This window comes from Sphingomonas endolithica (assembly GCF_025231525.1).
GTDB classification, from domain to species: Bacteria; Pseudomonadota; Alphaproteobacteria; order Sphingomonadales; family Sphingomonadaceae; genus Sphingomonas; species Sphingomonas endolithica.
Map to the genome: position 1 here is coordinate 77,223 of NZ_CP103057.1, position 23,406 is coordinate 100,628.

General features: G+C 64.7%; 28 protein-coding genes and 1 tRNA gene. 16 read left to right on the forward strand and 13 right to left on the reverse strand.

The features are described 5' to 3' along the window. Nucleotides 1-19: 19 nt before the first annotated feature. The 3 genes from NV382_RS00360 (at nt 20) to NV382_RS00370 (ending at nt 1,684) form a co-directional block, all read left to right on the forward strand. Nucleotides 20-292: an accessory factor UbiK family protein gene (locus NV382_RS00360; protein ID WP_260598587.1), complete on the forward strand. Its 273-nt coding sequence runs from the start codon at nt 20-22 to the stop codon at nt 290-292. A 91-nt stretch (nt 293-383) separates the two neighbouring features. Further along, a complete protein-coding gene (locus NV382_RS00365; protein WP_260598588.1) occupies nt 384-887 on the forward strand; it encodes a type III secretion system chaperone family protein in 504 nt (167 codons plus the stop codon). A 35-nt stretch (nt 888-922) separates the two neighbouring features. Further along, nucleotides 923-1,684 (forward strand): pyrroline-5-carboxylate reductase family protein, encoded by a 762-nt coding sequence (locus NV382_RS00370; RefSeq protein ID WP_260600502.1) that lies wholly within the window; start codon nt 923-925, stop codon nt 1,682-1,684. A gap of 259 nt (nt 1,685-1,943) precedes the next feature. Here NV382_RS00370 and NV382_RS00375 read toward each other — a convergent pair whose 3' ends face one another. Then, nucleotides 1,944-2,432 (reverse strand): MarR family winged helix-turn-helix transcriptional regulator, encoded by a 489-nt coding sequence (locus tag NV382_RS00375; RefSeq protein WP_260598589.1) that lies wholly within the window; start codon nt 2,430-2,432, stop codon nt 1,944-1,946. A gap of 101 nt (nt 2,433-2,533) precedes the next feature. Here NV382_RS00375 and NV382_RS00380 point away from each other — a divergent pair, with 101 nt between their 5' ends. Continuing rightward, entirely contained in the window at nt 2,534-3,631 is a 1,098-nt protein-coding gene (locus NV382_RS00380) for a branched-chain amino acid aminotransferase (RefSeq protein ID WP_260598590.1), read from the forward strand. A gap of 56 nt (nt 3,632-3,687) precedes the next feature. Continuing rightward, nucleotides 3,688-3,762: transfer RNA gene (locus NV382_RS00385), tRNA-Gln, on the forward strand. A gap of 55 nt (nt 3,763-3,817) precedes the next feature. Here the strand turns inward: NV382_RS00385 and NV382_RS00390 are convergent. Next, nucleotides 3,818-4,171 (reverse strand): hypothetical protein, encoded by a 354-nt coding sequence (locus tag NV382_RS00390; RefSeq protein ID WP_260598591.1) that lies wholly within the window; start codon nt 4,169-4,171, stop codon nt 3,818-3,820. 196 nt (nt 4,172-4,367) lie between these two features. On the opposite strand from NV382_RS00390, the gene NV382_RS00395 reads away from it, so the two are divergent. Further along, on the forward strand, nt 4,368-5,651 hold the full coding sequence (locus NV382_RS00395; protein WP_260598592.1) for a DEAD/DEAH box helicase: 1,284 nt from the start codon (nt 4,368-4,370) through the stop codon (nt 5,649-5,651). 121 nt (nt 5,652-5,772) lie between these two features. Here NV382_RS00395 and NV382_RS00400 read toward each other — a convergent pair whose 3' ends face one another. From NV382_RS00400 to NV382_RS00415, 4 genes are all read right to left on the reverse strand, one after another. Continuing rightward, nucleotides 5,773-6,048: a hypothetical protein gene (locus NV382_RS00400; protein WP_260598593.1), complete on the reverse strand. Its 276-nt coding sequence runs from the start codon at nt 6,046-6,048 to the stop codon at nt 5,773-5,775. 112 nt (nt 6,049-6,160) lie between these two features. After that, nucleotides 6,161-6,649, reverse strand: coding sequence for a ferritin-like domain-containing protein (locus NV382_RS00405; RefSeq protein ID WP_260598594.1), 489 nt, complete (start codon nt 6,647-6,649; stop codon nt 6,161-6,163). A gap of 133 nt (nt 6,650-6,782) precedes the next feature. Beyond that, nucleotides 6,783-7,331, reverse strand: coding sequence for a pseudouridine synthase (locus NV382_RS00410; RefSeq protein WP_260598595.1), 549 nt, complete (start codon nt 7,329-7,331; stop codon nt 6,783-6,785). 11 nt (nt 7,332-7,342) lie between these two features. After that, the gene (locus NV382_RS00415) at nt 7,343-8,494 is read right to left on the reverse strand and encodes an isovaleryl-CoA dehydrogenase (RefSeq protein ID WP_260600503.1); all 1,152 of its coding nucleotides are present in this window, start codon (nt 8,492-8,494) and stop codon (nt 7,343-7,345) included. A 72-nt stretch (nt 8,495-8,566) separates the two neighbouring features. Here NV382_RS00415 and NV382_RS00420 point away from each other — a divergent pair, with 72 nt between their 5' ends. Continuing rightward, the gene (locus NV382_RS00420; protein WP_260598596.1) at nt 8,567-9,973 is read left to right on the forward strand and encodes an amino acid permease; all 1,407 of its coding nucleotides are present in this window, start codon (nt 8,567-8,569) and stop codon (nt 9,971-9,973) included. Between the two features lie 229 nt (nt 9,974-10,202). Here NV382_RS00420 and acnA read toward each other — a convergent pair whose 3' ends face one another. From acnA to NV382_RS00435, 3 genes are all read right to left on the reverse strand, one after another. Beyond that, nucleotides 10,203-12,887 (reverse strand): aconitate hydratase AcnA, encoded by a 2,685-nt coding sequence (acnA, locus tag NV382_RS00425; protein ID WP_260598597.1) that lies wholly within the window; start codon nt 12,885-12,887, stop codon nt 10,203-10,205. Between the two features lie 228 nt (nt 12,888-13,115). Continuing rightward, entirely contained in the window at nt 13,116-13,742 is a 627-nt protein-coding gene (locus NV382_RS00430; protein ID WP_260598598.1) for a nucleotide-binding protein, read from the reverse strand. 1 nt (nt 13,743) lies between these two features. Then, on the reverse strand, nt 13,744-13,920 hold the full coding sequence (locus NV382_RS00435; protein ID WP_260598599.1) for a hypothetical protein: 177 nt from the start codon (nt 13,918-13,920) through the stop codon (nt 13,744-13,746). Nucleotides 13,921-14,036: 116 nt separating this feature from the next. Between NV382_RS00435 and NV382_RS00440 the strand changes: the two genes are divergently transcribed. Continuing rightward, nucleotides 14,037-14,240 (forward strand): hypothetical protein, encoded by a 204-nt coding sequence (locus NV382_RS00440; RefSeq protein WP_260598600.1) that lies wholly within the window; start codon nt 14,037-14,039, stop codon nt 14,238-14,240. Beyond that, complete coding sequence (locus NV382_RS00445; protein WP_260598601.1) at nt 14,237-14,737, forward strand: DUF2243 domain-containing protein; 501 nt, start codon at nt 14,237-14,239, stop codon at nt 14,735-14,737. The genes NV382_RS00440 and NV382_RS00445 overlap by 4 nt, the downstream gene beginning before the upstream one ends. A gap of 6 nt (nt 14,738-14,743) precedes the next feature. Here the strand turns inward: NV382_RS00445 and NV382_RS00450 are convergent, their stop codons facing one another. After that, a complete protein-coding gene (locus NV382_RS00450) occupies nt 14,744-15,142 on the reverse strand; it encodes a GFA family protein (protein ID WP_260598602.1) in 399 nt (132 codons plus the stop codon). Nucleotides 15,143-15,184: 42 nt separating this feature from the next. Beyond that, complete coding sequence (locus NV382_RS00455) at nt 15,185-16,183, reverse strand: 2-hydroxyacid dehydrogenase (RefSeq protein WP_260598603.1); 999 nt, start codon at nt 16,181-16,183, stop codon at nt 15,185-15,187. Nucleotides 16,184-16,283: 100 nt separating this feature from the next. Here NV382_RS00455 and NV382_RS00460 point away from each other — a divergent pair, with 100 nt between their 5' ends. The 4 genes from NV382_RS00460 to NV382_RS00475 all read left to right on the forward strand — a co-directional run bounded on the left by NV382_RS00460 (nt 16,284) and on the right by NV382_RS00475 (nt 18,388). Then, nucleotides 16,284-16,772, forward strand: a complete 489-nt coding sequence (locus NV382_RS00460) for an SH3 domain-containing protein (RefSeq protein WP_260598604.1) — start codon at nt 16,284-16,286, stop codon at nt 16,770-16,772. A gap of 14 nt (nt 16,773-16,786) precedes the next feature. Then, entirely contained in the window at nt 16,787-17,245 is a 459-nt protein-coding gene (locus NV382_RS00465; protein WP_260598605.1) for a GNAT family N-acetyltransferase, read from the forward strand. A 95-nt stretch (nt 17,246-17,340) separates the two neighbouring features. Then, on the forward strand, nt 17,341-17,982 hold the full coding sequence (locus NV382_RS00470; protein WP_260598606.1) for a hypothetical protein: 642 nt from the start codon (nt 17,341-17,343) through the stop codon (nt 17,980-17,982). Nucleotides 17,983-18,007: 25 nt separating this feature from the next. Next, nucleotides 18,008-18,388: a hypothetical protein gene (locus tag NV382_RS00475; protein WP_260598607.1), complete on the forward strand. Its 381-nt coding sequence runs from the start codon at nt 18,008-18,010 to the stop codon at nt 18,386-18,388. 57 nt (nt 18,389-18,445) lie between these two features. Here the strand turns inward: NV382_RS00475 and NV382_RS00480 are convergent, their stop codons facing one another. After that, nucleotides 18,446-18,670 carry a hypothetical protein gene (locus NV382_RS00480; protein ID WP_260598608.1) on the reverse strand — a complete coding sequence of 75 codons (225 nt, stop codon included), beginning with the start codon at nt 18,668-18,670 and terminating at the stop codon, nt 18,446-18,448. A 264-nt stretch (nt 18,671-18,934) separates the two neighbouring features. Continuing rightward, entirely contained in the window at nt 18,935-20,128 is a 1,194-nt protein-coding gene (locus tag NV382_RS00485; protein ID WP_260598609.1) for an acetyl-CoA C-acyltransferase, read from the reverse strand. A gap of 173 nt (nt 20,129-20,301) precedes the next feature. On the opposite strand from NV382_RS00485, the gene NV382_RS00490 reads away from it, so the two are divergent. From NV382_RS00490 to NV382_RS00500, 3 genes are all read left to right on the forward strand, one after another. Then, nucleotides 20,302-22,074, forward strand: coding sequence for a sensor domain-containing phosphodiesterase (locus NV382_RS00490; RefSeq protein ID WP_260598610.1), 1,773 nt, complete (start codon nt 20,302-20,304; stop codon nt 22,072-22,074). A 138-nt stretch (nt 22,075-22,212) separates the two neighbouring features. Then, nucleotides 22,213-22,968, forward strand: a complete 756-nt coding sequence (locus NV382_RS00495) for a prepilin peptidase (RefSeq protein ID WP_260598611.1) — start codon at nt 22,213-22,215, stop codon at nt 22,966-22,968. Further along, nucleotides 22,965-23,399, forward strand: a complete 435-nt coding sequence (locus NV382_RS00500) for a hypothetical protein (protein WP_260598612.1) — start codon at nt 22,965-22,967, stop codon at nt 23,397-23,399. The genes NV382_RS00495 and NV382_RS00500 overlap by 4 nt, the downstream gene beginning before the upstream one ends. Nucleotides 23,400-23,406: the final 7 nt, after the last annotated feature.

Here is a 23,406-nt window from a genome sequence, read left to right on the forward strand (position 1 = left end):
CAAGACCCAAGGAAATACCATGCAAGCCGACAACAAGTTATTCGACGACTTCGTGAAGATCGTCAACGGCGCTGCCGGAACGCTGGCCGGTGTCGGCCGTGAGGCGGAAGCCGGCGCACGCAGCAAGGCCAAGGAATGGATCGGCGGGCTGGATTTCGTCTCGCGTGAAGAATTCGACGCGGTGAAGGCGATGGCCGCCGCAGCCCGGGACGATGCCGATGCGTTGCGCCTGCGGGTGGAAGCGCTGGAAGCAGCGTCGGCTGCACCGAAGCCAACAGGCGTGGAGGGCTGACGATCTTTTCCACAGCTTTTTGGCCGGCATCGGCGGTGACTCGGGTTGCGCTGCGTGGTGACACGCGGCACCCCCGCCGCAAGGAGGCCGCATGACGCTGAACGAAGTGGATGACGACCGCGACGACGCTGCGCCGATCGACATGCTCGAAAGCTATTTCGATGCGCATGGCTGGGAGCATGAGCGCCTCGACGACGAGGTGATCGCCAAGGTCAAGGGCAGCTGGACGACGTACGAACTCCGCGCGTTGTGGCGTGACGAAGACAGCGTTTTGCAGTTCCTCGCCTTCCCGGACATCCGCGTGACGGACGAACGACGCGCGGCGGTCTATGAAGCGATCGGCTTGATCAACGAGCAATTGTGGGTCGGCCATTTCGAATTGTGGTCGTCCAGCGGCATCCTGCTGTACCGGCACGCCGCGATGATCGAAGGCGAGGGCGGCACGCTGTCGCTCGGCGCCGCCGAGCTGCTGGTCGAATCCGCGATCGACGAATGCGAACGCTTCTATCCCGTGTTCCAGTTCGTGATGTGGGGCGGCAAGAGCCCGAAGGAAGCGCTCGCCGCAGCGATGACCGAGACCCAGGGCGAGGCGTGAGTCTCGGCAAGATCTGGCTGATCGGGTGCGGCAACATGGGCGGCGCCATGCTGCGCGGCTGGCTGCACTCGGGTATCGACGCGACGGCGATCACCGTGGTCGATCGCGGGGCGACGGAGATCGCGGCCGGCGTCCGGCTGGTCCGGCAGGTGTCCGATCTGCCCGCGGCCGATCACCCGGACACGCTGATCCTGGCGATCAAGCCGCAGCAATTGCGTGATTTCCACGCACAGGCACCGGACCTCGCGCCCGCCTTACTCGTGTCCGTCCTGGCAGGGGTCGAAGAGGCCACGTTGGGCGCTTTGTGGCCCGCCAAGGCTATCGTCCGGGCGATGCCCAATTTGCCGGTGGCGATCGGCAAGGGCGTGACCGCGCTTCATACCACCAGCGTCGCAGCGGACGTGCGCGACGACGCGGTGGCGCTGATGGCGCCGTTGGGGCTGGTGGAGTGGATCGGCAACGAGGAACTGTTCGATGCGGTAACGGCGCTGTCGGGGTGTGGGCCGGGCTTCGTGTTCCGGTTCATCGATGCGCTGGCGGCCGCCGGCGTTTCGCTGGGCTTGCCCGCGGATCAGGCGCAACGCTTGGCGGTGGCGACCGTGGAGGGGACGGGGCTGATGGCTGCCGCCGCGGCGGAGAGCGCCGCTACCTTGGCGGACCGGGTGGCGAGTCCAGGCGGCTCGACCCGCGAGGGGCTCAACGTGCTCGATCGCGACGATACGCTGAAGACTCTGCTGCGGGAGACGTTGGCGGCATCTGCGCGTCGCAATCGCGAGATGGCCGCGGCGGCGCGGTAGCGATCGTTTGTTTTTGGCGCGGCGCCGACCGCTACACTAAGTCGGTGATTGTACCGCTCGGACATTTACCACTCGTCATCCCCGCGCGGGCGGGGATCCGTACCGGCTCACTTCGCGGCTGAAGTCTTGACGAGCGAGTTTATGGATCCCCGCCTGCGCGGGGATGACGATTCATGCTCGAATGGGATAGCCGTCTAACAAGTCGGGGCGACGGTGAGGGGCAGGTCGATCTCCAGCCACTACCCAGCAGCCCGGCGCATCACTCGCGCAGACGCTCGACCCGCGCACGTTCCTCAGCGGGGATCAGCCCCTCCAGCACCGCCCAGAAACCGCCCACCGCGCTTTGACCCGCACTGGCGTAAGCGCCCGACAGGCGTTCGCGCAGCGCCTCGAACAATTCGTTCTCGAATGCGCTGCCTTCGGCCGTGAGGCGCAGCAACCGCTGGCGACGGTCCTTGTCGCCGGCGCGCATGTCGATCAGGCCGCGCTCGGTCAGTTCGCTCAACACGCGGCCAAGCGATTGCTTGGTGATCGCGAGCAGGCCGAGCAACTGGCTGACCGTCAGATCCGGTTGCCGCGCGACGAAATACAGTGCGCGGTGATGCGCGCGACCCAATCCTTTGGCCGCCAATCCGCGGTCGATAGTGCGGGTGAGATGACTGTTGCCGAAATAGAGCAGTTCGACACCGCGGCGGATTTCGGTCTCGCGCAGGAACAGCGGCGAGGCGGAGGGGGTGGGGGAGGCCATGTTGACCCGGTTTGCCATCGGCCCTAGTCGTCCGCAACCGCCTTTGCGGCTGAGATAACACGCCGGCACACAGATGAAGGCGGGATGCAGATGAGGACGCGATGACCGCCGACGCCAGCCTGACCTTCGCCTACCAGCCAAACGCCGCACCCGTGGCCGCCAGCGAGCGCGCGGCACGGCTGGTCGATCCGGTGTTTGGCCGCGTGTTCACCGATCACATGGCGGTGGTGCGGTACAGCGACGACAAGGGCTGGCACGATGCGACAATCACCGCGCGCGCACCGCTCACGATGGATCCAGCGTCTTCCGTGCTGCATTACGCGCAGGAAATCTTCGAAGGCATGAAGGCGTATCGCCAGGAAGACGGCCGTACCGCCTTGTTCCGGCCCGAGGCGAACGCACGGCGCTTCCAGGATTCGGCACGTCGCCTCGCCATGCCGGAACTGCCGGAAGCGGTGTTCCTGGAATCGATCGAGCGCCTGGTGAAGGTCGATAGCGACTGGATCCCGACGAGCGATGGCGGCGCTTTGTATCTGCGCCCGTTCATGATCGCGAGCGAGGTGTTCCTCGGCGTCAAGCCGAGCGCCGAATATCTCTACATGGTGCTCGCCTCATCGGTCGGCGCCTATTTCAAGGGCGGTGCGCCGACTGTGTCGATCTGGGTGAGCCAGGATTATACCCGCGCGGCGCCCGGCGGCACTGGTGCTGCCAAGTGCGGCGGCAATTACGCGACCAGCCTGGTCGCGCAGGCCGAGGCGATCCGCAACGGCTGCGATCAGGTCGTCTTCCTCGATGCGGTTGAGCGCCGCTATGTCGAGGAACTGGGCGGCATGAATGTGTTCTTCGTGTTCGACGACGGCAGCATGGCGACGCCCGCGCTGACCGGCACGATCCTGCCCGGCATCACGCGGGATTCGATCCTGACCCTGGCGCGTGCACAGGGCATCGAGGTGCGCGAGGAGCCTTATACGATCGATCAGTGGCGGACGGATGCGGCAAGCGGGCGCCTGGCCGAGGCGTTCGCCTGTGGCACGGCGGCGGTGGTCACGCCGATCGGCAGCGTCGCCTCGCCCGAGGGCAGGTTCGCGATCGGGGACGGCACGCCCGGGCAATTGACGATGCGCTTGCGCGAGGCGCTGGTGGGCATTCAGCGTGGTACCGCGCCCGATGCCAACGGCTGGCTGCGCTTCCTCGACTAAGATCACGTTCAGGGCTTTTCTAACGGCAAGGCGCCGCTATAAGCACGCCTCGCTGTTGGGGCGTCGCCAAGTGGTAAGGCAGCGGCTTTTGATGCCGCCATTCGCAGGTTCGAACCCTGCCGCCCCAGCCAAATCCATCGTCGATGGTGCACGTGGAGCGGTCAGCGCCAGCCCGGCCCGACAGACTCATTGATACCGAAGCGTCTTGTCGAAGCCCTCGTTCGCCTTGGTCATCTTCGCCAGCTGCCGCAGTTGCCCGCGAACGTGCCGCTGGAACCGGGGATCGTCATAGATGCTCGTCGCCGCATAGTCTTCCTGGGCGATCAGTTCCTTGAGCCGCTTGGCGAATGCCGCCTGATCGTCCGCACAATCCGCCGATTGGAGGGTACGGCAGACCCATTCCTCGGCAGCGGCCTTGTCATAGTCGTCCTGCGCCTCATAGCCGCGCTTGTCCGCTGCCGCTTGATCCAGCCTTGCTGCACGCAAGCGACGTTCGATCCATGTCCGAACCAGCGCGCCATCCCATGTCGCATTGCTCATCGCCCACTCCAAATTAGCCCGTCCGGGCCATAGAGACGATTGACACAGAAGCCAGCGTCTCTGGGGAAGGCCACCTAAGAACACTTCCTCGCGTAAGCGTTGACGCAGTGCAGCATAGAACCTAGAGGCGCGCGCTCTCAAGAGCGCTAAGCCCGACCCGGCGCAGCCTTGCTCAGCGCTGGAGGCGCCCTGCACGATGACCATGACTTTCGCCGATTTCGCCTTGGCTCCCTCCCTGCTGCGCGCGCTGGGCGAGGAAGGTTATGCCCACCCCACGCCGATCCAGGCGCAATCGATCCCGTTGCTGCTGCAGGGGCGCGACATGCTCGGCATGGCGCAAACCGGCACCGGCAAGACCGCCGCCTTCGCGCTGCCGCTGCTGCATCGTCTGGCGGCGGATCCCCGCCCGGCGCCCAAGAGCGGTGCACGCGTGCTGGTGCTCGCGCCGACGCGCGAACTCGTGTCGCAGATCGCCGCCGGCTTCGAGAGCTTCGGGCGTCACCAGGCACTGCGCGTGACGACGATCTTCGGTGGCGTCAGCCAGTTCCACCAGGTCAATGCGCTCGAGGACGGCGTCGACATCATCGTCGCGACGCCGGGGCGCTTGCTGGATCTGATCGAGCAGCGCCTGTGCGACCTGTCCGCGCTCGAGGCGCTGGTGCTCGACGAGGCCGACCAGATGCTCGACATGGGCTTTGCCAAGCCGATCGAGCGTATCGTCGCGACGCTGCCCAAGGATCGCCACACATTGCTGTTTTCGGCCACGATGCCGAAATCGATCGCCGCGTTGGCCGAGAGCCTGCTGCGCGATCCGGCAAAGGTCGAGATCGCGCCGCCATCGACCACGGTCGAGCGGATCGAGCAGTCGGTGATGTTCCTTGATGCGGCACATAAGAAGGATGCGCTGCTGGCGCTGTTGCGGACGCCGGACATGGGCCAGGCGGTGGTCTTCACGCTGCAGAAGAACATCGCCAACGATGTCTGCGCGTTCATCAGCGAGGGCGGCATCACGGCAGAGGCGCTGCACGGCAACAGGTCGCAGGGACAGCGCGAGCGCGCGCTCGACGCGTTCCGCGCCGGAACCGTGCAGGTGCTCGTGGCGACGGATATCGCCGCACGTGGCATCGATGTCGACACGGTAACTCATGTGTTCAACCACGATCTGCCGAGCCTGCCGGAAAGCTATGTTCACCGCATCGGTCGTACCGGACGTGCCGGGCGCAGTGGCTTCGCCATCACCTTGTGCGATGCCGATCAGCGTGCCTGGCTGCACGATGTCGAGCGCGAGATCGGCCAGGCGCTCACCGTGCAGGACGATCATCCATGGCATTGCGAAGTCGCGCGGCACTCGACCAAGCGCGCTCCGGTGCTGGGCGGCGGGCCAGTGAAGCAGGTCAAGCCGGCGAAGGAGCCGCGCGAGCGCAAGGTCTGGACTGAGGAAGAGAAGCTTGCCGCGCGCATGGCAGCCAAGGCCGCCTGAGCGCGTGGGTTAGCAGCGCAACGGGAGGCACTCTGGAAGTACTTCCGGTCGCCCCCTGGCGCGCTGCCTTCAGGCTGAACGGCCGGCCGGCGCTAACCTGGACCCGATCGCAGCTGAGACTTCAGCGATCGGGATCTGCGATCTCGGATATTTCCTGGTTCGATAGACCGGCGCTTTCCTCGCGCAGAAACGCCAGCAGTTCCTCGACCTCTTCGGGCCCGTATCGCAAGGCCATATCGTCGACATCGATCCGGACCAGAGCGCGCTCTTCGGTCGACCAGTCCGCGACGATGTCGGCGCAATCGGAGAGCGATCCGCGCGCAACGATCTCGGTCTCGCTTCCGCCCTTGGCGGTCCGGCTAAGGGTGGCCGGCTCACTCAACGGGTATGTCGTCATCGCTCGTCAAGTCCTTGTCCAAGCTATCAGGGCACGCGCCAGCGTGCCCTGATCTCGTCGAGAGCCCACTAACCGCAAGGCCGGCGGGCTCTCGAATTCAGGCGTCTTCAGCCTAAAGGTTGACGCTCGTCTCCGCGAGCTTGGTCATGTATTCGTCGCCACCATAGATCTCCTTGGTGGCTTCCTTCAGCTTCTTGGTATCGTCCTTCAGGCCGAGCGCATCGGCATAGGCGGCAGCGGTGCCGAAGCCGGCGATGCCGTAATGCGTCATGCGCTGATACTGGGCGATGATCATGACATCGAGCAGCGGACCCCTGTCGGGGCCTTCCTCCAGAACGTGCTTGGTCGCCTCGGCCACCAGACCTTCCATGCCCTTGCAATGCTCCTTAGAGACCTTCTCGTCATTGGCCGCGATCAGCTCCTTCAGCACGTCGGTGTGCTTCTCGATCCCGGCCTGGGAGTTGGTCAGCATCTCCTTCAGCGCCGTGTCGCTCGCCTTCGACGTGATCTTCTTCAGCACCTTCTTCATCTGGTCGTTAGCGGACCAGAGATCCTTTAGCTCGTCGGTGTAGATTTCCTTGAGATCTTCTGGGGCAGCCATGGTGAAGCGATCCTTCTTCGTACCTTGGACAAGATTGCCCTGTGGTCCTTCCCAAACCGCTCAATGGCGATCACCGTTCCCGTGCCGGATGGAAGATTTCCGCGTCGTTCGCGAACCTTCCCAGTATTTTCGCTCAACGATCCTCGCGCCACGCGCCAGGCGCAATGCCATCGAGCGTCCAGTCGCCGATCCGCCACCGCACCAGCCGCAAGGTGGGGTGGCCGATCGCGGCCGTCATGCGGCGCACCTGCCGGTTGCGGCCTTCACGGATTGATAGCGAGATCCAGCTGTCGGCCACGCTCTTGCGGAAGCGTACCGGCGGATCGCGCGGCCATAGCTCCGGCGGGACGATCCGCGCTGCCTCTGCCGGCCGCGTCATGCCGTCCTTCAACAGCACGCCCTGGCGTAGCTGGGCGAGTGCTGCATCCTGGATGTCGCCTTCGACCTGCACGAGGTAGGTCTTGGGCAGCTTGAACTTCGGGTCGGCGATCCGGGCCTGCAATCGCCCGTCGTCGGTCAGCAGCAGCAGGCCTTCGCTATCGAGGTCGAGCCGCCCGGCGGGATAGACGCCGGGCACGTCGATATACGGCGACAGCGTCGGCCGCACCGAACCCGCTGTGCTGCGATCGGTGAACTGGCAGAGTACCCCATACGGCTTGTTGAACAGGATGAGGCGCGACATGGCCGGCGGTATCAGCCGCCGATCAGCTCGCGCCCGATCAGGAAGCGGCGGATTTCGTTGGTGCCCGCACCGATATCATACAGCTTGGCGTCGCGCAGGAAGCGCTCGACCGGCCATTCGCGGGTGTAGCCGGCACCGCCCAGCGCCTGGATAGCCTCCAGCGAGGTCTTCACGGCGTTTTCCGACGCCAGCAGGATCGCGCCAGCGGCATCGAACCGCGTCGTCTTGCCGGCATCGCAAGCCCGCGCCACGGCATAGACATAGGCTCGGGTCGAATTCAGCGCGACGTACATGTCGGCGATCTTCGCCTGCATCAGCTGGAACTGGCCGATCGCGCTGCCGAACTGCTTGCGCTCACGGACATAGGGCAGCACGACGTCGAGGCAGGCCTGCATGATGCCGATCGGGCCGGCGGCGAGCACCGCGCGTTCATAGTCGAGGCCCGACATCAGCACGCCGACCCCGCCGTTCAGCGGACCCATGATGTTTTCGGCCGGCACCTCGCAATCCTCGAACACCAGTTCCGCCGTGTCCGACCCTCGCATGCCCATCTTGTCGAGCTTGTTGGATACCGAGAAGCCGGCCATGCCGCGCTCGATCAGGAAGGCGGTGATGCCTCGTGCCCCGGCATCGGCATCGGTCTTGGCATAGACGACCAGCGTATCGGCTTCGGGCGCGTTGGTGATCCAGAACTTGGTGCCGTTCAGTACATAACGGTCGTTGCCGCTGGCGGTCGCCTTCAGCTTCATCGAGACGACGTCCGAACCGCTGCCGGCCTCCGACATGGCCAGGCTGCCGACATGCTCGCCCGAGATCAGCTTGGGCAGATACTTGGCCTTCTGCTCGGCATTGCCCCAGCGGCGGATCTGGTTGACGCACAAATTGCTGTGCGCGCCGTAGCTGAGCCCGATCGAGGCGGAGGCGCGGCTGACTTCCTCCATCGCCACGACATGTTCGAGATAGCCAAGCCCGAGACCGCCAAATTCCTCCTCTACCGTGATGCCATGCAGTCCCAGCGCGCCCATTTCCGGCCACAGGCTGCGATCGAACTTGTTGTCGGCATCGATCGCGGCGGCACGCGGCTTGATCCGGTCGGTCGAGAAGCGCTCGGTCGTGTCGCGGATCATGTCGGCATTCTCGCCAAGCGCGAAATCGAGGGTCATGTCCAAGTCTGCTCTCCACGGGCAATGTTTGATCTGTTAGCCTCCTCCTAGACGAGCCATCCGGAGGTGCCAATGACGAGCGATCTGTTGCGCAGGAAGATCATCGTGCCGGGCGAGGATCAGCCCGAGCATCAGCGCCTGGCGCGAACCCTGTCCTGGCCGCATCTGCTGGCGCTGGGCGTCGGGGCGATCGTCGGCACCGGCATCCTGACGCTGATCGGCGTGGGGGCAGGGCTGGCCGGCCCGGGCGTGATCCTGTCGTTCGCGATCGCCGGCGGGATCTGCGCCTGCGCGGCCCTGGCCTATGCCGAGATGGCAACGATGATCCCGGCGAGCGGATCGGCCTACACCTACAGCTATGCCGTGCTGGGCGAGATCATCGCCTGGGTGGTCGGGTGGAGCCTGATGCTCGAATATTCGCTGGTCGTGTCGACCGTGGCGGTCGGCTGGTCGGGCTATGCCGCGCCGCTGCTGCATGCCTGGGTAGGCTTTCCGCTCAGCCTGGCGCAGGGGCCGGAACTGGGCGGGATCGTCAATCTGCCGGCCATCTTCATCATTGCGGTGGTCGCCGGGCTGCTGATGATCGGCACGAAGGAGAGCGCGACGCTGAACGCGGTGCTGGTGGTGGTCAAGATGATCGCGCTGGCGGTGTTCGTCGGTGTGACCTTGCCGTATTTTAACGAGGCCAATCTCGAGCCGTTCATGCCGTACGGCTTCCCAAAGGCGTTGGCTGACGATGGTGCGGAGCGCGGCGTGATGGCCGCGGCGGCGATCATCTTCTTCGCCTTTTACGGGTTCGACGCGATCTCGACGGCGGCCGAGGAGACAAAGAATCCGGGGCGAGATTTGGCAATCGGCATCGTCGGCTCGATGGTGGCGTGCGTGGCGATCTACATGCTGGTCGCAGTCGCCGCGGTCGGCGCCCTGTCATACACGCGCTTTGCCGACAGCCCCGAGCCGCTCGCGCTGATCCTGCGCGAGCTTGGGCGTGGCGGCGCGGCGATGTTCCTGGCGGCGTCGGCGGTGATAGCCTTGCCGACGGTGCTGCTGGCGTTCCTGTACGGGCAGAGCCGCATCTTCTTCGTCATGGCGCGTGACGGATTGTTGCCGGCGAGCCTCGCGCGCGTCTCGGCGCGGGGGACGCCGGTCAGGATCACCTTGGTCACCGCGGTCATCGTCGCGCTGATCGCCGGCGTGCTGCCGCTCAAGCAGATCGCCGCGCTAGCCAATGCCGGCACGTTGGCGGCGTTCATTGCGGTGTGCGTGTGCATGCTGGTGATGCGGCGGCGCGACCCGGATGCCGCGCGCAAGTTCCGCACGCCGCTCGCCTGGGTCGTGGGACCGGTCGGCATTGCCGGGTGCCTGTATCTGTTCTTCAGCCTGCCACTCACCACGCAATTATGGTTCGGCGCGTGGAACCTGGCCGGGCTGGTGGTCTATTTCGTCTATGCGCGGGGTCGCGCCGTGGCGGGGAGATGATCGGCCGCACCGCTAATTACCGATCCGAAGTTCCATCGTCATCCTGAACTTGTTTCAGGATCCAGGTGCGGTCAGTGACCACAAGGACGGTGTCCATGAGGTGGATGACCGCGCCTGGATGCTGAAACGAGTTCAGCATGACGGTACTTGCTTGGCGCGGATAAGCGCCGAACAAGTCCACGGTGACGTCAGATGATGCAGGGGCCGCGACGTGCGCGGCCCCGTCCAGTTACGCGGCCAGCTTGCGCAACACGTATTGCAGGATGCCGCCGTTGAGAAAATATTCGAGCTCGTTGACGGTATCGATCCGGCAACGCGTTTCGAACGTCTCGCTGGAGCCGTCGGCGCGGGTCAGCGTGACGGTCACGTCCTGACGCGGCCGGATCTCGGCGACGCCGGTGATGGTGAAGCTTTCCGAACCATCGAGGCCGAGCGTCTGGCGCGTAACGCCCTCGGCGAACTGCAGCGGGAGCACGCCCATGCCGACCAGGTTCGAGCGGTGGATACGCTCGAAGCTTTCGGTGATGACGGCGCGGACGCCGAGCAGGTTGGTGCCCTTGGCCGCCCAGTCGCGCGACGATCCGGTGCCATATTCCTTGCCGGCGATAACCACCAATGGCGTGCCATCGGCCTTAAAGCGCATCGCGGCGTCGTAGATCGCAATCGTCTCGCCCTTGTAGGACGACATGCCGCCTTCGATGCCGGGGACCATCTCGTTCTTGATGCGGATGTTGGCGAAGGTGCCACGCATCATCACGTCATGGTTGCCGCGGCGCGCGCCGTAGCTGTTGAAATCGGCGCGGCTGACCTGATGCTCCTGCAGGAACTTGCCCGCCGGCGAGTCCGCCTTGATGCTGCCGGCCGGGCTGATGTGATCGGTGGTGATCGAATCGCCCAGGATCGCCAGCGGCCGCGCGTCGATGATGTCCTGCACGGGGGCCGGCGTCATCGTCATGCCCTCGAAGTAAGGCGGGTTGGCGACATAGGTGCTGCCGGCACGCCATGTATAGGTATCCGAGCCTTCGACCTGGATCGCCTGCCATTTGGTGTCGCCGGCATAGACGTTGCCATAACGGTTGCGGAACATGGAATCGTCGATGTTGGCGGTCATGACCGAGGAGATCTCGGCGTTCGATGGCCAGATATCCTTCAGATATACGTCCTGGCCGTCCGAGCCTTGCCCCAGCGGCGTTTCGACCATGTCGGTGGTGACGCTGCCCTTGATCGCATAGGCGACGACGAGCGGCGGCGAAGCGAGGAAGTTGGCGCGCACGTCGGGCGAGACGCGACCCTCGAAGTTGCGGTTGCCCGACAGGACCGAGGCGGCGACGAGATCGTTCTCGTTGATCGCGGCGGACAGTTCGGTGGCCAGCGGTCCGGAATTGCCGATGCAGGTGGTGCAGCCATAGCCGACCAGGTTGAACCCCATTGCGTTGAGATCGGTGGTCAGCCCGGCCTTGTCGAGATAGTCGGTGACGACCTGTGACCCCGGCGCCAGCGAGGTCTTAACCCATGGCTTGCTCTTCAGGCCCAAAGCATTGGCTTTGCGCGCGACCAGACCGGCGGCGACCAGCACGCTCGGGTTCGAGGTGTTGGTGCAGCTGGTGATCGCGGCGATCACCACGTCGCCGTCGCCCAGATCATGCTCGCGGCCTTCGACCGCGACGCGGGCCGGGCGATCCTTGTGGTACAGCTTGAACAGATCGCCGTTGAACACTTCGTCGACCTTCGACAGCGCGACCTTGTCCTGCGGGCGCTTCGGGCCGGCGAGGCTCGGCACGACGCAGCTCATGTCGAGCTCCAGCGTGTCGGTGAACACCGGATCGACGCTGTTCTCGTCATGCCACAGGCCCTGCGCCTTGCAGTACGCTTCGACCAACGCGACCGTCTCTTCCGAGCGCGCGGTGAGGCGCAGATACTCGATCGTCTTGGCGTCGATCGGGAAGAAGCCACAGGTCGCGCCATATTCGGGCGCCATGTTGGCGATCGTCGCGCGATCGGCGAGCGTCATCGTGTCGAGGCCGGGGCCGTAGAACTCGACGAAGCGGCCGACCACGCCCTTGGCGCGCAACATCTGCGTGACGGTGAGCACGAGATCGGTGGCGGTGATGCCTTCGGCCATCGCGCCGGTGAGCTTGAAGCCGACGACTTCGGGGATCAGCATCGACACCGGTTGGCCGAGCATCGCGGCCTCGGCCTCGATCCCGCCGACGCCCCAGCCGAGCACGCCCATGCCGTTGACCATCGTCGTGTGGCTGTCGGTGCCGACCAACGTGTCGGGATAGGCGACCATCCGGCCGTCCGCGTTGTCACCCGAACTCTCGGCCGACCAGATGCCCTGGCCGATATATTCGAGGTTCACCTGGTGGCAGATGCCGGTGCCCGGCGGCACGACCTGGAAATTGTCCAGAGCCTTGCTGCCCCATTTCAGGAACTCGTAGCGTTCGAAATTGCGCTCATATTCGAGATCGACGTTATCCTCGAACGCCTTGGGCGTGCCGAATTCGTCGACCATCACCGAGTGATCGATGACGAGATGGACGGGGACGAGCGGGTTGATCTTGGCCGCATCGCCGCCAAGCTTGGTGATCGCGTCGCGCATCGCAGCGAGATCGACGACGCAGGGCACGCCGGTGAAATCCTGCATCAGCACGCGCGCCGGGCGATACTGGATCTCGCGGTTCGACCGCTGCTCCTGCTGCCAGTCGACGATCGCCTGAACGTCTTCGGTGGTGACGGTCTTGCCATCCTCGAAGCGCAGCAAGTTTTCGAGAAGCACCTTCATCGAGAAGGGCAGGCGGCTGATATCGCCGAATTGCTCCGCCGCCTTGGACAGGGAGTAATAATCATACTGCTTGCCGTTCACGTCGAGCGTGGCGCGGGTGCCGAGTGTATCCTGGCCGATGGCGGTCATGGGGCGGGTCCTTCCCTTGAGGTGCCCGGTTGGGGCGCGCCGGGGAAGCGGGACAGGCCCGCATGCGCGCGCCTCTGGCCGGGGCGAAATGGCGAGAGTCGGGAGGGCCTTAGCAAGGGGGTGCCGCGGGGGGAAGGGCGGCCGTGCTCGCTTTGCGTGCACGAGGTGGTGGATAACCAACGTCGGTTGTCTTGCGGCCGATCGGGTGCAAAACGGCGCCGGTCACTATCAAGATGCAGGTGCTTCCAGCAGCCAGCTAACCACCATGCCCTCGAAATCGACGTACGGAATGGCCTCGGGATCGAATTCCAGGCCGGCGGCGATCGCCGGCAGGTCGCCCAGAAACTGTTTGTGGATGCGCACCACTTGCGCCGCACTCGGCAATTTGCGGCGTGAGACGTTGGCGAGCCAGTCGCGCAGCTCGGTGATGGCGCGTGCTGTGGCACCGCCATGCGCGTGGATGTCCATGCCGGCGAGGTCGGAGATGAAGCGCTGGTAGCGATATTGCTCGACGTCGAGGATCAGGGTGCGCTTGCGGCCTTGCTCCTTGTCGCCGAAGTGCCGTGCGCCGAGGAACAGGCCGAGTTCGAGCGGCATGTTGAAGCGTGGAAGGTTGTTGACCGGATCGAGCTCGGTGCGCGAGAGATCGTGGACGCCGTAGCGGCATTCGGCGATCAGCCGGTAGAGCTTTTCGATCCGCGTCTGCCCGGCATCGTCGAGCTCGCGTGCGGAGCGGGGCTGGAACCCGCAGGCATAGGTGGCGAAGATGAGGGCGCGGAAGATCGGCGCATAATCCGCATCGAAGGGGCAATTGATGAAGACATCGTCGCTCGGCGCACCCGGACGAACCGCCAAGCTATTTCCGCTCGTTGATCTGCCGCACGATCGCGCGCGCCCGCTCCAGAGTCAGTCTGCCTTGCCGCGACACCGGCTTCAGCACGAAGCCGCCGGTCACCGCACTACGGCCAGCGAATTTGGAGCCGGATTTGGCCATCTTGCCACTGATCTCCGAGGCGTTGGTTGCCATGGCCATAATGTGCGATCTTCGCCTGCCGAGTGCAAGGGCAATCGCATAGGCGCCGCTGCGATGTTTCCGGGTGAGCGGCAAGCGGAACAATCGGTGTCGATGATAGTCGGTGCCGCATGAGAATGGGTGCCGCCCTCTTTGCGCTCGCGACGCCATTTATGGGCGCTTCGCAGGCATTGGCCTGCACGCTATGCCACAGCCGCATCGCCGAAGATGTGCGCGCGGCCGTGTTCGGAGCGGATTTCTGGTCGACCATGGGCGCAGTCTTCCTGCCCGTGCCCGTCCTGCTCGCCGCAGTGTTTCTGGTGCGCAGGGTATCGCCGTGACGGAGGCGAATGTGGTCCATCAGGCAATGACGATCAAGCCGCTGACGGCGGCGGGAACGATGATCGGGATCGGGATGGGCGGCTTCGTCGATGGCATCCTGTTCCATCAGATCTTTCAGATTCACAACATGCTCTCGGCCAAGGTGTCGACCGATACGTTGGTGGGGGCGAAGGTGAACATGGTGTGGGATGGCCTGTTCCACACCGTCGTGTGGCTCGCCACGGCGATCGGGATCGGCATGTTGTGGCAGGCCGTGAAGCGAGACGACGTTCTGCTCTCCGGCCGGGCGTTCCTCGGATCGATCCTGCTGGGGTATGGCCTCTTCAACTTCGTCGAAGGGCTGATCGATCACCATATCCTCAACCTGCATCACGTCTATGAACGCCTCGGCCAGTCGGTGTGGGATTATGTCTTCCTTGCCTCCGGCATCGCGCTCATCGCGACCGGTTGGCTGATGATACGCGATGTCCGCGCTGTCGGGGCCACAGCGCGCTAGCGGCTGCTAGTCGATATGCTCGACATGGTCTCCGAGCACCGCGACCCAGCCGTGCTGCCGTTCTTCATAGACCGAGAATGATGGGGGCTGGAATTGTGGATCGGCGAAGGCTCCGACCGGGATGGCGATGAAGCCCGGCATTCCCTCGCCGGAATAGGCCACGGTCGAGCCGCAGTGCGGGCAGAAGCGCGAGGTGGAGCGATTTCCGCTGTCCGCCGTCCGTGTCCATTCCCGGAAGTCGCCGGAAAGCGCCACCTGCTCCTCTTGCCGTCGGGCTTGAACGGAAAGCGCACTGCCGGTGCGCTTCTGGCAGTCGAGGCAGTGGCACACCGATACGCGGACCGGATCGCCGTGGCATTGCGCGCGCAATTGGCCGCATTGGCATGTCGCTACATGACCGACCATGTGCCCATTTCTATGCCGAGATGATCGCCTGCCGCAATGATGTCACGCCCAGCCCTCCAGCACCTGATCCGGCGGGCGGTGGCCATCGGCCCACATGCGGATGTTCTGGATCACCTTGTCGCCCGTGGCGATGCGGCCCTCGACCGTCGCCGAGCCCATGTGCGGCAGCATCACGACGCCGGGCAGCGCGAGCAGGCGCGGATCGATCTGCGGCTCGTGCTTCCACACGTCCAGCCCCGCGCCGGCGAGCCTGCCCTGTTCGAGCGCATCGGTCAGCGCGTCCTCGTCGACGATCCCGCCACGCGCGGCGTTGATGACGTAGACATGCGGGCGGAGCAACGCGATGCGGCGCGCGTCCAGCAGGCCGCGGCTGTCGGCATTTAGCGGTGTGTGGATGGTCAGGATGTCGATCGTCGCCAGCATCTCGTCCAGCTCGGCGTGCCACGTCGCAGCCAGCTGTCCCTCGAGCGATGCAGGGAGGCGGTGGCGGTTGTGATAATGAACCGACAGGCCGAACGCGCGGGCGCGCAGCGCCACCGCCTGGCCGATCCGCCCCATGCCGACGATCCCCAGCGCCTTGCCGCCGATGCGGTGGCCGAGCATGCCGCCCGGGCTCCACCCGGTCCAAGCGCCCGACCGCACGAGCTTCTCCCCCTCGGCCAGGCGCCGGGGGACGGAGAGGATCAGCGCCGTCGTCATGTCCGCGGTGTCCTCGGTCAGGACGCCTGGCGTGTTGGTGACGATGATGCCGCGCGCGCGGGCGGCCTTCAGGTCGATATGGTTTACCCCCGCACCATAATTGGCGATCAGCTTCAGGCGCCGCCCGGCGGCACCGATCAGCTCGGCATCGATCTCGTCGGTGACGGTGGGGACGAGCACGTCGCAGCCCTGCATCGCGGCGGTGAGCTGGTCGCGGGTGAGCGGCGTATCGCTGCGGTTGCTGGTCGTGTCGAACAATTGCTCCATCCGGTCGGTCACCGGATCGGCGAGCTCGCGGGTGACGATCACCTTTGGGTGCGGGCAGCGTCTCGTTTCGGGCATATCGAAGGCTTGGCGCGGTCGCACCGGCGCGTCAACACGGTTGAAGCAGAGGGCCGCAGGGCGTTAGTGTAGCCTTGCGGAATTCATGAAGGACAAGGCAATGCGTATTGGAGCCGGGCTGGCGATCGCAGGGGCGGCGATCGCGCTGAGCGTGCCGGCAGTGGGCGCGCTGGTGCAGAAGAAGACGCCCTATTTCGCCTCGATCGCGGCGGGCAAGGCGCGAATGCGGACCGGCCCCGGACGCACCTATCCCGCAAGCTGGATGTACCAGCGCGCCGATCTGCCGGTGCGCGTGCTGGCGGTGTTCGAAAAGGGCAGCTGGTACAAGGTCGAGGACCCGGACGGCACGGTCGGATGGATACTCGGCGCGCTGATCAGCGACACACGCACCGCGATGGTGCGCGAGCAGGTGGCCGAGCTGCGTGACACGCCGCGTGTCGCCGGACGGCTGAACTGGCGTGCGGCGCCGGGCGTCATCGGCCGGCTGAGCAAATGTGCGCGCGGCTGGTGCCATTTCGACGTGCGCGGGCGCGGCGGCTATGTCGAGACCTCCGCGCTATGGGGCGTCGACGCGAACGAGACGCTGTGATGGCAGGCGAGGGCATGCGCATCGTTCGCGACGACCTGACGCATCCCGCGGTGCTGGCGCTGCTCGATATGCATGTGCGCGAGGCGCACGCCACTTCGCCCGCTGACGGCGTGTTCGCGCTGGACCTGACCGGGTTGCGGGATCCGGCGCTGACCTTGTGGTCGGCATGGGACGGCGAGACATTGCTGGGGCTAGGGGCGCTCAAGGAGCTGGATGCGACGCACGGTGAACTGAAGTCGATGCGCACCGCACCGGACCAGCTACGCCGCGGCGTGGCGGCGGCGATGCTCGCGCACCTGATCGCCGAGGCGCGGGCGCGGGGCTATCAGCGGCTGAGCCTGGAGACCGGCACGAACGCCCCCTTCGCGCCGGCCCGGGCGCTGTACGAGGCTGTCGGGTTCGTGCCATCCGGGCCGTTCGGCGATTACAAACTCACCGACTTCAATCGTTGTTACACGCTGGCGCTGGGCTGACCGTCTGGCCGGCGAACAGCAGCTTCCGCCCAGTAGCGGACCTTCCGTCGATCTGTGGTGTTGCGTTGAACCCCCTGGTTCGTCAGTCTGAATCGGTGAACGACGAGGCCTCACATCAAGCGGATAAGCGCGTTCGCGAAGCGCTGGAAGCAGTCTATCGCACGTTCGACTCACCTCTTCCCAAGGTGATCGAAGGTTGCCCATGCTGCATCTCGACACGCGGCACAGATGTCCTGCTGACGACCCCGCTGCGACGGATCACCGGACAGGCGCTCTGGCGCTATGTGTCCGGGGCCTTCCTGACAATTGGCGACAAGGAAGACTTTCGGTATCTGCTGCCACGCATCTTAGACGTGTCGGTCTTCGATCCCAGAAACGCCAATTATCCTGAGGTCGTGCTGGGCAAGCTCCCGCTGGCAGGGTGGCGATCATGGGCACCGAACGAGCAACGCGTGATTGAGGCGTTCACGGACGCGTGGTTTGAACAGGCGCTCGCGAGCGATTTAGCTGAAGCGGATGATGGCTGGATCGGTACGGGCGCCGAAAGTGTGCTGTGCGGCGCGGCGCGAGCCGAAATGCCGTTGGAACGATGGCTCGTCCGCTTGTCCAAACCGGACGCAGCGCCGGTCCTGGCCGATCTGAAACAGCGGTTTTCAGGCGAGATGTCGGGCTTCTGGGAGTATGCGCCTGTTGGATTTCAAGCATTATCGACGATTTTAGCTCAAGGGCGAGCTTAGGTCCGCTTCCCCAGGAGGATACAGCGTGAAGTTGCGTGATTACGATGTCGTGAATTATCTAAACGGTGCTAACACTGTTCGGGATGGCCGATTGATCAGCCTTACTGTAGGCCAAGGCGAGAACGAATGGGATGTGGTGCTCAACTTAACCTTTGACGTTCCACGAGGTCCTGATGGAAATCGATACGAGTTGGCTCTTTGGGGCGTTCCGAATTTCAGTTACGAGTTTTCCAGTGAAACAATGCTGGACCAAATCGCATTTGTTAAATGTCTCTGGACTGACGATGAGGCGTTCTACCTTTCTCTCGATCCTCTGGAGGAAAGCGAAAGGGTTCCGTCCGCAAGCGACGGCTCTTGTTTCCGGTCTAAATCAGCATCGCTGACCGTTAGCGGGAAAGGCCGCTAACCACCATCATCTACCATGTTTATACAATCGCAGGACGGCGCTTGGTCGCTTTTGCTGTCAGTATTCGGCGCAAAGGAAGTGCTCGGGGCTGTCATTAAAGCGGACGCGGCGGATTGTGATCAGCCACTCGGTATGCCCGTCCAGCCCCGCTGTAGTGAGGCGAAACGAAACGGAGCGATCACCTGTCTGCGCATGTTCCAGAAAGACCAAATAGAAGGACTTGTCCTCGCGAGCGAAACCCGCACGCAGCTCATCCACTTCGCATCGGATATAGCTCTTCATCCATGAGAGCGTTTGGTAAGTCTCGCGCAGTACGAACCGACTCGTTTGAAGCGGGAGAAGCTGCCGCCTTACTGTCGCCCCAACTATGAAGTGCTCGATGTCCTCGACAGGAGCTTCCTGTTCAGGAACGTACCTCAATATTTCGATAGCGGGGGTTTGTCCGAGCCGCCAATGTCGCAACGTTCGCATAGTTGTGCGTATGCCGCTGGGGCTCGGTCAGCAACGTCTGCTTTCCACCCCTTCCGGCCATTCGCTACATACGACCTAGATCAGCTCCACCGCCACCGCCGTTGCTTCGCCGCCACCAATACACAGCGCCGCAACGCCCTTGCTCAGCCCACGGTTCTGCAGCGCGGCGATCAGCGTCGCCAAAATACGCGCGCCTGAGGCACCGATCGGATGGCCGAGCGCGGTGGCGCCGCCGTTGACGTTGACTTTGTCGTGCGGGATGTCGAGATCGCGCATCGCGATCATCGAGACGACGGCGAAGGCCTCGTTGATCTCGAACAGGTCGACGTCCGCCACGCTCCAGCCGGTCTTGTCGAGCAGTTTGCGGATCGCGAACACCGGCGCAGTGGTGAACTTGGCCGGAGCATGGGCGTGTGCGGCATGGCCGACGATACGGGCGACGGGCGTCAGGCCAGCGGCATCGGCAACGCTTTGGCGCGTCATCACCAGCGCGGCGGCGCCGTCCGAGATCGAGGAGGCATTGGCCGCGGTGATCGTGCCGTCCTTGGCGAAAGCGGGCTTCAGCGTCGGGATCTTGTCGGGCACGCCGCGAGGCGGCTGTTCGTCCGCGGCAATCGTATCGGTGCCCTTGCGGCCGGTAATCTCGACCGCGACGATCTCGCGATCGAACGCGCCCGAGCCTTGCGCCGCCTGAGCCCGGGCGAGCGAGGTGATCGCATAATCGTCCTGGGCCTGGCGGGTGAACTGATATTCGGTCGCCGTCTCCTCGGCGAAGCTGCCCATTGCGCGCCCGGGTTCGTAGGCGTCCTCCAGCCCGTCGAGGAACATGCTGTCCATCACCCGGTCATGCCCCATGCGCGCGCCGGCGCGGTGTTTGGCCAGGATGTAGGGCGCGTTGGTCATGCTCTCCATGCCGCCGGCAACCAGCATGTCGACCGATCCCGCGGCGAGCGCTTCGGCCCCCATGATCGCCGCCTGCATGCCCGAGCCGCACATCTTGTTGAGCGTGGTCGCCTCGACCGATTGCGGCAGCCCGGCCTTGATCGCGGCCTGACGGGCAGGGGCCTGGCCGAGGCCTGCGGGCAGCACGCAACCCATATAGATACGTTCGATATCGTCACCCTCGACGCCGGCGCGCGCCACTGCCGCCTGTACCGCGGTCGCACCGAGATCGACCGCCGAGGCGCCGGCAAGCGCGCCCTGGAAGCTGCCCATCGGTGTGCGGGCATAGGACAGGATTACGACGGGGTCGGCAGGAGCGAGAGACATGATTAGCGGCCTTCAAGGTGCGATGCTGACGCGATCTAGCGAGCCGTGGTTGCGTTTACAAACCCGACCGCAAATGGCCGCTTGATTGCGTTAAAATGGATCAATATAGTTTCGGGCGAAATTATCGTTTGCTTAGTGATGCGGCTCTAACCCCTTGAAGAAGGGAAAGAGTGATGCGAAGCGAAGAAGCGCGCCTTGATGCGTTGTATCAGTTGAACTTGTTGGACACGCCGCCGAGCGAGAGCTTCGACCGCATCACGCGGATGGCGGCGCAGATCTTCAACTTGCCGATCGCGGCGGTGTCGTTGACCGATCACGACCGGCAGTGGTTCAAGTCGCGTGTCGGCGTCGATCATCAGTCGATCCCACGGCACAAGGCGCCGTGCGCGCTGGTCGCGGAACGAACCGAATCCCTCGTCATTACTGACCTTTTGTCGGATAACTGCTTTGCCGAGAGCCCGCTCGCCGCGACGGGTGTGCGCTTTTATGCCGGCGTGCCGCTGGTAACGCCTGGAGGTCACGGGCTGGGTGCCTTGTGCGTGCTCGGCACCGAGCCGCGCGCAACCACCGAGGCGGAAATGCGCGCGCTGCGTGATCTCGGCGATATCGTGATGTCGCAGATCGAGCTGCAGCATGCCTTCGGGCGGATCGATCCGCTAAGCGGCCTGCCCAATCGCAGCCAGCTGCTCGAGGATCTGGACGATCTCGGGCGTGACGATCCCGGCCGGCGACGCTTGCTCGTGCTCGTCGATCTCGCGCGCAGCGACCAATTGGATCAAGGGCTGCGTGTGATGGGGCCGGCCTTTGTCGACGACGTCGTGCAGGAAGCCGCCGCCGCCTTGCGCAGCATGTTCGGCACCACGCGTACCGCTTACCATATCGGCACGACCCAATTCGCTTTCCTCGCACCGCCAGACGTGAAGGACGATGAATATGCCATGCGCCTGGCCACGACACTGAGTGGCGTCAGGGCGACGGCACGAGCCCGTTTCGTGATGACGGTCACGATCGGTGTCGCACCGTTCGTGACCGGTGTCGGGTCGGCTGCCGATCCCTTGCGTGCGGCGTATGGCGCCGCTCAGGATGCCCGCGCGGCGAACCTGACGGTCAGCTTCCATTCCCCCGCCATGGACGGCGCGCAGACGCGCCGGTTCGATCTGTTGCGCGACTTCGAATCGGCGATCGACCATCCAGGGCAGCTGCGCCTCATGTGCCAACCGCGCATCGATCTTGCCACCGGCCGATGCGATGGCGGCGAAGCGTTGTTGCGCTGGCAGCACCCGACATTGGGCGACATCTCGCCTGCGGAATTCATCCCGATCATCGAGCGGACGGCGATGGTAGGGCCGACGACTGCCTGGGTGCTCGACGCTGCGGTCGCCCAGATCGGCGCCTGGCGCGCCGCGGGGCTGGACCTTCGCTTGTCCGTCAACATCTCGGCGGCCAATCTGGAGGAAGCCGATTTCGCCGCCCGCGTCCAACTGATGCTGCTCAAATATCGTGTGCCAGCGGATCGACTGGAACTCGAGATCACCGAAAGCGCCATGATGGGGAACGCCGATCTCGCCTTGGCGCAGCTGACGCTGCTGGCGGAAAGCGGTGTGACGATCGCAATCGATGATTTCGGCACCGGTTATAGCAGTCTTGCCTATCTGCAGCGCCTGCCGGTGCAGGTCGTCAAGATCGATCAGTCGTTCGTCCGTGGATTGGGGGCCGGGTGCGAGCGCGACGACAATCTGGTACGATCGATGATCACCATGTCGCATGGGCTTGGCTACCGCGTCGTCGGCGAAGGCGTCGAGACCGCCGCCGCTGCCGATCTGCTACGCGACATGGGCTGCGACGAAGCGCAGGGGTATCTCTTCGCCCGACCGCTGGAGATGGACGATGTCGCAGGCTGGATGGCCATGAGCGATACGGCCGGACTGGGGAGCGCGGCGGCCTGACGCTCGGCACAGTGCAGGTGACGGATGTCGTCGCTTTCACTATCGCTCCGCAGATGGATCGTTTCCTCCAAGATCGGGCGCATTCTCAGGGGGCCGGGTGCGTCGCGCCGGCTCTGGATGTGCATCTGTATGCCGCCGATGACTGACATGATTGCCTGGTCGGTCGGTCTGGGATTGCTTGGTGCGCTGCTGGGCAGCTTCATCGCGACGCTGGTGATCCGCTGGCCACAGGAGCGATCGGTCATCCACGGGCGATCGCATTGCGACACCTGCGATATGACGCTGCAGGCCCGCGACCTGGTGCCGCTCCTGAGCGCGGCGCTCGCACGCGGGCGGTGCCGTTGGTGCGGTGCGGCGATCGACCCGATGCATTGGCAGATCGAGCTGGCCGCACTGTGGATCGGCTGTGTGGCGGGGCTGGCGGTGGCCGAGCCCGCGGCATTGGCCGGCGCCGTGTTCGGCTGGCTGCTGCTCACCCTTGCGGCGCTCGACATCGTCGCATTCTGGCTGCCGGATCGGCTGACGGGGACGTTGGCGGTGGTCGGCGTGGCGACGGGGTTGCTGGGCGTGACGCCCGACATGACGGACCGGCTGATCGGCGGTGTCGCTGGGTATGCTTCGTTATGGGCGATCGGCGCCGGCTATAAGGCGCTGCGTGGTCGCGCCGGCCTGGGTGGTGGTGATCCCAAGTTGCTTGGTGCGATCGGACTGTGGCTCGGTTGGGCGATGCTGCCGGCGGTATTGCTGCTGGCGGCGCTCACCGGTCTTGCGCTGGTGCTGATCGGCACGGCAAGCGGACGTAGCGCGCGGATGGACGACAAGGCGCCGTTCGGCGCGTTGCTGGCAATCGCGGCTTACCCGGCATGGCTCTTCCTGCTAGGCTATGCGCCATGATGCCGATTGCCCTGCTATTGGCGCTCGCCGCCCAAACACCACCCGCTGCGGCCGCCCCTGGCCTGCCCATCGCAGCACTGCCGCGGCAGGAGATGCCCGCTCGTGGATGCGCCGCCTATCTGTTCACGCGCGGTGAAAAACCGGTGTTCATGGCGATGGCCAGTGCCGATCCGGCGCAATTGCGGCTCTCACTGAACGGCACCATCACCGATATAGCGCGGGCGGCGCAGAGCGGTGCGGGCGGCTTCGGCTTTGCCGGGGTGACCGACTATGCCGGCGGCGACGTACGCGCAACGCTCGACATGACGATCGAGACGCGCGCCGATGTGACCGATGGCGCCGCAGTGAGTGCCGCGACGCTACGCATCGATCGCACCGGGCAGGATAGCGTAGTGATGCCGCTGGCGGGGATCGTCGGCTGCGCTAAATAGGGGGCTG

Excerpts from the sequence above, each read along its gene's own strand:
- NV382_RS00360 (WP_260598587.1), top strand. The coding sequence starts at position 20 with ATGCAAGCCGACAACAAGTTATTCGACGACTTCGTGAAGATCGTCAAC.
- NV382_RS00365 (WP_260598588.1), top strand. The coding sequence starts at position 384 with ATGACGCTGAACGAAGTGGATGACGACCGCGACGACGCTGCGCCGATC.
- NV382_RS00370 (WP_260600502.1), top strand. The coding sequence starts at position 923 with ATGGGCGGCGCCATGCTGCGCGGCTGGCTGCACTCGGGTATCGACGCG.
- NV382_RS00375 (WP_260598589.1), bottom strand. The coding sequence starts at position 2,432 with ATGGCCTCCCCCACCCCCTCCGCCTCGCCGCTGTTCCTGCGCGAGACC.
- NV382_RS00380 (WP_260598590.1), top strand. The coding sequence starts at position 2,534 with ATGACCGCCGACGCCAGCCTGACCTTCGCCTACCAGCCAAACGCCGCA.
- NV382_RS00390 (WP_260598591.1), bottom strand. The coding sequence starts at position 4,171 with ATGAGCAATGCGACATGGGATGGCGCGCTGGTTCGGACATGGATCGAA.
- NV382_RS00395 (WP_260598592.1), top strand. The coding sequence starts at position 4,368 with ATGACCATGACTTTCGCCGATTTCGCCTTGGCTCCCTCCCTGCTGCGC.
- NV382_RS00400 (WP_260598593.1), bottom strand. The coding sequence starts at position 6,048 with ATGACGACATACCCGTTGAGTGAGCCGGCCACCCTTAGCCGGACCGCC.
- NV382_RS00405 (WP_260598594.1), bottom strand. The coding sequence starts at position 6,649 with ATGGCTGCCCCAGAAGATCTCAAGGAAATCTACACCGACGAGCTAAAG.
- NV382_RS00410 (WP_260598595.1), bottom strand. The coding sequence starts at position 7,331 with ATGTCGCGCCTCATCCTGTTCAACAAGCCGTATGGGGTACTCTGCCAG.
- NV382_RS00415 (WP_260600503.1), bottom strand. The coding sequence starts at position 8,494 with ATGACCCTCGATTTCGCGCTTGGCGAGAATGCCGACATGATCCGCGAC.
- NV382_RS00420 (WP_260598596.1), top strand. The coding sequence starts at position 8,567 with ATGACGAGCGATCTGTTGCGCAGGAAGATCATCGTGCCGGGCGAGGAT.
- acnA (WP_260598597.1), bottom strand. The coding sequence starts at position 12,887 with ATGACCGCCATCGGCCAGGATACACTCGGCACCCGCGCCACGCTCGAC.
- NV382_RS00435 (WP_260598599.1), bottom strand. The coding sequence starts at position 13,920 with ATGGCCATGGCAACCAACGCCTCGGAGATCAGTGGCAAGATGGCCAAA.
- NV382_RS00440 (WP_260598600.1), top strand. The coding sequence starts at position 14,037 with ATGGGTGCCGCCCTCTTTGCGCTCGCGACGCCATTTATGGGCGCTTCG.
- NV382_RS00450 (WP_260598602.1), bottom strand. The coding sequence starts at position 15,142 with ATGGTCGGTCATGTAGCGACATGCCAATGCGGCCAATTGCGCGCGCAA.
- NV382_RS00455 (WP_260598603.1), bottom strand. The coding sequence starts at position 16,183 with ATGCCCGAAACGAGACGCTGCCCGCACCCAAAGGTGATCGTCACCCGC.
- NV382_RS00460 (WP_260598604.1), top strand. The coding sequence starts at position 16,284 with ATGCGTATTGGAGCCGGGCTGGCGATCGCAGGGGCGGCGATCGCGCTG.
- NV382_RS00465 (WP_260598605.1), top strand. The coding sequence starts at position 16,787 with ATGCGCATCGTTCGCGACGACCTGACGCATCCCGCGGTGCTGGCGCTG.
- NV382_RS00480 (WP_260598608.1), bottom strand. The coding sequence starts at position 18,670 with ATGAAGAGCTATATCCGATGCGAAGTGGATGAGCTGCGTGCGGGTTTC.
- NV382_RS00485 (WP_260598609.1), bottom strand. The coding sequence starts at position 20,128 with ATGTCTCTCGCTCCTGCCGACCCCGTCGTAATCCTGTCCTATGCCCGC.
- NV382_RS00490 (WP_260598610.1), top strand. The coding sequence starts at position 20,302 with ATGCGAAGCGAAGAAGCGCGCCTTGATGCGTTGTATCAGTTGAACTTG.
- NV382_RS00495 (WP_260598611.1), top strand. The coding sequence starts at position 22,213 with ATGACTGACATGATTGCCTGGTCGGTCGGTCTGGGATTGCTTGGTGCG.
- NV382_RS00500 (WP_260598612.1), top strand. The coding sequence starts at position 22,965 with ATGATGCCGATTGCCCTGCTATTGGCGCTCGCCGCCCAAACACCACCC.